A 3,982-nucleotide genomic window follows, 5' to 3' on the forward strand; every position below is an offset into this window, starting at 1 on the left:
GGGACTCCGAGGTGTACCGGTTTCGCGGGGTGGTGGAGGGGTTGTTTGGGGGGATGAAGACCTGGCTGGGGGGGCCTACCTTTGGGGAAGCCTTGGACGGCCATGGTGCGGGCGTTTTTGGAGCTCATCGCCTGCGGCCTTAGGGTCCTTCTCTCCCTTCTGCCGCCGCCCCATGGGTACAAGGCGATTTACTAGGCAAGCCCAGCGCCCGTTGACAGGGGAAGGGGTTGGGGATATAATGCCCCTGGAAAAGCTTCCATAGGAGGAGCACATAAGGCGTAGGGAGTTTCTCAAGAAGGCAGGCGTGGGTCTTGCGGCCAGCTTCATCCTGGGGCCTTCCCTGGCGCGGGCCTAGGCGGGCCCGGTCATCCGGGTGGCGGGGGACTCCACCGCCGTGGGCGAGGGCGGCCGCTGGATGAAGGAGATGGTGGAGGCCTGGGGCAGGAGGACGGGGATCCAGGTGGAGTACATTGACTCCCCCGCCGACACCAACGACCGCCTGGCCCTCTACCAGCAGTACTGGGCGGCCAGGAGCCCGGACGTGGACGTCTACATGATCGATGTCATCTGGCTGGGCATCTTGGCCCCCCACGCCCTGGACCTGAAGCAGTACTTCACTGAGGCCGAGCTCCGGGAGTTCTTCCCCCGTATCGTTCAGAACAACACCATCCGGGGGAAGCTCACCTCTATTCCTTCTCTTTAACCCAAGTTGCTACCTAAGCCATTTCCTGAGTTAGAAGCTTCAGGTTGTGGGCCAGGACGAAGGAGAGCACCTTGATGACGAAGCCCTCTTGGGTCACGGCGTGAATGCGCCGGGGAAACATGGCGTGCAACATGCCCCTCACATTCTCCACCACCCTCCGCCCCACGATGGCCAGGTACTGGGGCCAGGGCACATACCGCCGACTGTTCCCCCTGCGGATGACCATGGGAACGATCCCCTGCGCCTCCCGCAGCAGGTCCTCCAGGTGTTTCCCTGACGGGAAAGCAGCGTACAGATGGCTCTCATACCCCCGGTCCATGTAGAGCTCCGCCCCCTCGGGAAGGTTCAGGGGGAGGAGAAGTAGGGAGGACAGGTCATGCAAGCTTCCCGGGCTCAGGTTCACCTCGTGGATGAACTCCCCGTCGTCCACCAGGAGGTGGAGCTTTAAGCCGTGGAAGTAGACCCGCTTGCTGGGGACGAAGCCGCGGTAGACCTTGTGGGGGAAGAGTCGGGAGCGGGGTGCGCGGATGTTCTCGCAGGCGGGGAGGGGGAAGGTGTCCAAGGCGTAGGCCTGGGCCTAGTGGAGGTTCTTCCAGACCTGGGAGAGGAGGTGAAGGAGGGGCAGGAAGAGGGGGTAGAGGGCGTGGAGCCTGCGGTTGAAGCGGCTTGGGGAGGGGACGTGGGTGAAGAGGTTCAGGTCTTTGGCGAGGGCCAGGGCTTTGTTGTGCTTGCCACCGAGTTCCATGGCGGCGAGTATGGCGAGGGTAAGGATGACGCTGGAGGGAACCTTGGTCTGGGGGTCGTCCTTGTGGCCCATTGCCTGGAGGGCGTCGTCTATGATGCAAAAGGCCGCTATGGTGCGCGAGAGCATAGCGGCCACTATTTTTTCTGGCCCAGGGGGTAGGTAGCAACTTGGGTTTCTTTACTGATGCGGGCATCCTCTACTACCGTAAGGATCTTCTGGAAAAGTACGGATACAAGAACCCGCCCCGCACCTGGGCCGAGCTGGAGCAGATGGCCCAGAAGGTCATGGAAGGGGAGCGGAAGGGGGGCAACCGGGACTTCTGGGGTTTCGTCTTTCAGGGCAAAGCCTATGAGGGCCTCACCTGCGATGCTTTGGAGTGGGTCTACTCCCACAAGGGTGGGCGCTTCATTGAGCCGGATGGCACCATCAGCGTCAACAACGGGAACGCCGCCTTGGCCCTGAACCGGGCCAGAAGCTGGGTGGGCACCATCGCCCCCCAGGGGGTCACCAGCTACGCCGAGGAGGAGGCCAGGAAAGTGTGGCAGCAGGGCAACGCCCTCTTCATGCGTAACTGGCCCTACGCCTACGCCCTGGGCCAGGCCCAGGGGAGCCCCATCCGGGGCAAGTTCGGGGTCACGGTGCTCCCCAAGGTCTCCGCCGACGCCCCCAACGCCGCCACCCTGGGGGGCTGGCAGCTCATGGTCTCCGCCTACAGCCGCTACCCCAAGGAGGCCGCCGACCTGGTCAAGTACCTGGCCTCCTACGAGGTGCAGAAGGACAACGCCGTGCGCCTTTCCCGCCTGCCCACCCGCCCTGCTCTCTACACCGACAGGGATGTCTTGGCCAGGAACCCTTGGTTTAGGGACCTCCTTCCCGTCTTCCAGAACGCCGTCTCCCGCCCCTCCGACGTGGCCGGGGCCAAGTACAACCAGGTCTCCGAGGCCATCTGGACCGAGGTCCACAACGTCCTCACCGGGCAGAAGAAGGGCGAGGCCGCGGTCAGGGACCTCGAGGCCCGTCTGAAGCGCATCCTTCGCTAAAGGCCCTCTGGTCCCGGGGGGCCCGGGCCCCCCGGGCGTATCCTTAAAAGGCGCCATGCTGACGCAAAGACAGGTCCGCCTCGCCTGGCTCATGGTCTTGCCCACCTTGCTGGTGGTGGTCCTGGTGGCCGGCTACCCTCTGGCCCAGGTCTTCTACGGGTCCTTCTTCAAGGCCGACATCGCCTTCGTGGAGCCCCCGGAGTTTGTGGGCCTGGAGAACTACCTTTACCTCCTACAGGACCCGGACTTCCGCCAGGCCCTCTGGAACACCCTCAGGTTCACCGCGATCTCGGTTAGCCTGGAGACGGTTTTGGGTCTCGCCATCGCCCTCATCATCCACTCCAACTTCAAAGGCCGCGGCCTGGTGCGCACCGCCATCCTCATCCCCTGGGCCATCCCCACGGTGGTCTCCGCCAAGATGTGGCAGTGGATGTTGCACGACGTCTACGGCATCGTCAACATCCTGGGGGTCAAGCTGGGGATCCTGGCTCATAAGGTGGCCTTTCTGGCCCGGCCTGAACTCCTCCTCCCCTCCATCATCGCCGTGGACGTGTGGAAGACCACGCCCTTCATGGCCCTCCTCCTCCTGGCGGGCCTCCAGCTGATCCCCGAGGAGCTCTACGAGGCCGCCAGCATTGACGGGGCCACCCGATGGCAGCAGTTTTGGACCATCACCCTGCCCCTCCTCACCCCCGCTTTGGTGGTGGCCCTCATCTTCCGCACCCTGGACGCCCTCAGGGTCTTTGACGTGATCTTCGTCATGAGCGGGGTGAACCCCGCCACCCGCTCCCTGGCCATTTACAACCGCCAGACCCTCATTCACTTCCAGGACCTGGGCTACGGCTCGGCCATCAGCGTGGCCATCCTGGTCCTTATCTTCCTTTTCGTGGTCCTTTACATGCGCACCGTGGGCAAGGAGGCTTTGAAATGAAGCCGTTCCTGAGGGGCTTAAACCGGTTTTTCTTCTACCTCCTGGTGGTCTTCGTGGTGGTCTACAGCGTCTTTCCCTTCTACTGGGCGGTGGTTTCCAGCTTCAAGCCCTCAAACGAACTCTTCTCCACGGATCCCAGCCTGCTCCCCCTGCCCTTTACCCTGGACCACTACAAGAACGTCTTCCTGCAGGCCAACTTTGGGCGAAACCTCCTGAACTCCCTTATTGTGGCCGGGGGGGCCACGCTCCTTTCCCTAACCTTGGGGGTGATGGCCGCCTACGCCCTGGGCCGGCTTCCCTTTCCGCCCAAGAACGCCGTGCTCTACGAGGCTGTCGTAAAAGTCCTCCAGGGGCAGTTACGCGGCCCTGGCTAGCCGCTTCACCAACAATCGTAGCATGCCCAGATAGACCCAGGCCTCGCTTACCCGAGGGTTCTCCTCATAGTCCTTGGCAAGACGCCGGTTCCGCCCCAGCCAGGCAAAGGTCCTCTCCACCACCCACCTCTTAGGTAAAGGCTTGAACCCACGCTCCCGCGGAATCTCCGGCACCTCCGCCCCCTCCCG

2 protein-coding genes and 5 pseudogenes are annotated in these 3,982 nt (G+C 63.2%); 5 read left to right on the forward strand and 2 right to left on the reverse strand.

The genetic code is table 11. From position 1 onward, the window contains the following. Positions 1–195 (forward strand): annotated as a pseudogene (locus BVI061214_RS12855) (hypothetical protein); the annotation flags it as partial. A 76-nt stretch (positions 196–271) separates the two neighbouring features. Further along, positions 272–694: pseudogene (locus tag BVI061214_RS03910) on the forward strand (ABC transporter substrate-binding protein); the annotation flags it as partial. A 22-nt stretch (positions 695–716) separates the two neighbouring features. On the opposite strand, the pseudogene BVI061214_RS14175 reads toward BVI061214_RS03910, so the two are convergent. Continuing rightward, positions 717–1,574 (reverse strand): annotated as a pseudogene (locus tag BVI061214_RS14175) (transposase). Between the two features lie 44 nt (positions 1,575–1,618). On the opposite strand from BVI061214_RS14175, the pseudogene BVI061214_RS03920 reads away from it, so the two are divergent. From BVI061214_RS03920 to BVI061214_RS03930, 3 genes and pseudogenes are all read left to right on the forward strand, one after another. After that, positions 1,619–2,488: pseudogene (locus tag BVI061214_RS03920) on the forward strand (ABC transporter substrate-binding protein); the annotation flags it as partial. 55 nt (positions 2,489–2,543) lie between these two features. Then, positions 2,544–3,419 carry a carbohydrate ABC transporter permease gene (locus BVI061214_RS03925; RefSeq protein ID WP_053767376.1) on the forward strand — a complete coding sequence of 292 codons (876 nt, stop codon included), beginning with the start codon at positions 2,544–2,546 and terminating at the stop codon, positions 3,417–3,419. Continuing rightward, positions 3,416–3,745 (forward strand): annotated as a pseudogene (locus BVI061214_RS03930) (carbohydrate ABC transporter permease); the annotation flags it as partial. The gene BVI061214_RS03925 and the pseudogene BVI061214_RS03930, both read left to right, overlap by 4 nt. A gap of 30 nt (positions 3,746–3,775) precedes the next feature. Here BVI061214_RS03930 and BVI061214_RS03935 read toward each other — a convergent pair. Beyond that, a partial coding sequence (locus BVI061214_RS03935; RefSeq protein ID WP_211256774.1) for a transposase occupies positions 3,776–3,982 on the reverse strand: 207 nt, incomplete at its 5' end.

Source organism: Thermus aquaticus (assembly GCF_001280255.1).
In the GTDB taxonomy this organism is placed as follows: domain Bacteria; phylum Deinococcota; class Deinococci; order Deinococcales; family Thermaceae; genus Thermus; species Thermus aquaticus.